We start from the raw sequence: 1,690 nt of genomic DNA on the forward strand, positions 1-1,690 counted from the left end.
GGCCGGCGCCGGGGGAGCAGCAGGGCGCGCGCCGCCGCCTCGCGGAACCGCGCGGCGAACATGACCGACGAGCCCAGCTCGTCGCGGACGGCGCCGAGCACCTCGTCGGGCTCCAGCAGCAGGTCTTCGAGCGTGACCCGGCCCGGGACGTGCCCGGGCTCGCCGTCCCCGGGCTCGGTCACCGGCGGGGTGCGGACCTCGTCGTCGGCGCCGAACCCTGTCAGGTCCGTGCCCACGTCCCACGGGTCGCCGTCCCAGCCGCCGCCGGAGTCGGGCAGGCGCAGCACGATCCCGTCGTCCGAGTGCATGGCGGCCACGTCCAGGCCGAACCGGGCCCGGAGCCGGGCGCTGATCACCAGGGCCCACGGGGCGTGCACACGGGCACCGAGCGGCGAGTGGATCACGACCCGCCAGTCGCCCAGCTCGTCGCGGAACCGCTCGACCACGACCGTCCGGTCGTCCGGCACGCGCCCCGTGCCCAGCCGCTGCTCGGTCAGGTAGGCGGCGAGGTTGTCCGCCGCCCAGTCGTCGAGCCCGGCCTCGCGCAGGTGCTTGCGGCCGGCGTCGACGTCGTCGGCCAGAGCGGCGTCGGCCTCTCGGACGAACGCGCCCACCGCCTTGCCGAGCTCTGCCGGGCGGCCCGGGGCGTCGCCCTTCCAGAAGGGCAGGCGGCCGGGCAGACCGGGCGCCGGGGTGACCAGCACCCGGTCGGTGGTGATCTCCTGGATGCGCCAGGTGCTCGACCCCAGCGTGAACGTGTCGCCCACGCGGGACTCGTAGACCATCTCCTCGTCGAGCTCGCCCACGCGCTTGCCGCCGCGGGCCCGGCCGGTGCCGGACGAGCCGCCGACGCTGTCGGCGAGCGTTCCGCCGTCGGGCGCGTCCGTGGCGAGGAAGACGCCGTAGGCGCCCTTGTCAGGGATGGTGCCGCCGCTCGTGGCGGCGAGGCGGAGCGCGCCGGGGCGGCCGCGGAGCATGCCCGTGGCACGGTCCCAGGTGATGCGCGCGCGGAGCTCGGCGAAGTCCTCGCTGGGGTAGCGGCCGGCGAGCATGTCGAGCACCGCGCGCCAGGTGGCGTCGCCCAGGTGCGCGAACGGTGCGGCGCGCCGGACCAGCGCGAGCAGCTCGGCCTCGTCCCAGTCGTCGACGGCGAGCGCGGCCACCACCTGCTGCGCCAGCACGTCCAGCGGGTTGGCGGGGACGTGCATGTGCTCGATGGCGCCCGCGCGCATGCGCTGCGCGATGACCGTGGCCGGCACGAGGTCGCCCCGGAACATCGGGAAGACCACGCCCTTGGACACGGCGCCCACCTGGTGGCCGGCGCGGCCGATCCGCTGCAGCCCGCTCGCGACCGACGGCGGCGCGCCCACCTGGACCACCAGGTCCACCGCGCCCATGTCGATACCGAGCTCCAGGGAGGAGGTGGCGACCACGGCGGGCAGCCGGCCCTCCTTCAGCTCCGTCTCGGTGCGGGTGCGCTCGGCGCGGCTCATGGAACCGTGGTGGGCACGGGCCAGCACGACGTCGGCCTGCGGCTCGGGCGTGCCCGGGACCGCCTCCGGCAGGCCGCGCTCGCCCGGCACGGGCCGGGGTATGGCCGCGGAAGTGCCCGACTGGCCCGGGACGAGGGCGGCCCACGTGCTGGCGGGGTCCGCGACGTCGAGGCCCTGGCGCTGGGCCCAGACCTCGT

General features: G+C 76.7%; 1 protein-coding gene. It reads right to left on the reverse strand.

Going from position 1 to position 1,690, the window contains the following annotated elements; translation table 11 throughout:
• A partial coding sequence (locus PROKR_RS14475) for a helicase-related protein (RefSeq protein WP_281171719.1) occupies positions 1–1,690 on the reverse strand: 1,690 nt, incomplete at both ends.

It is taken from the genome of Promicromonospora kroppenstedtii DSM 19349 (assembly GCF_000515355.1).
GTDB classification, from domain to species: domain Bacteria; phylum Actinomycetota; class Actinomycetes; order Actinomycetales; family Cellulomonadaceae; genus Promicromonospora; species Promicromonospora kroppenstedtii.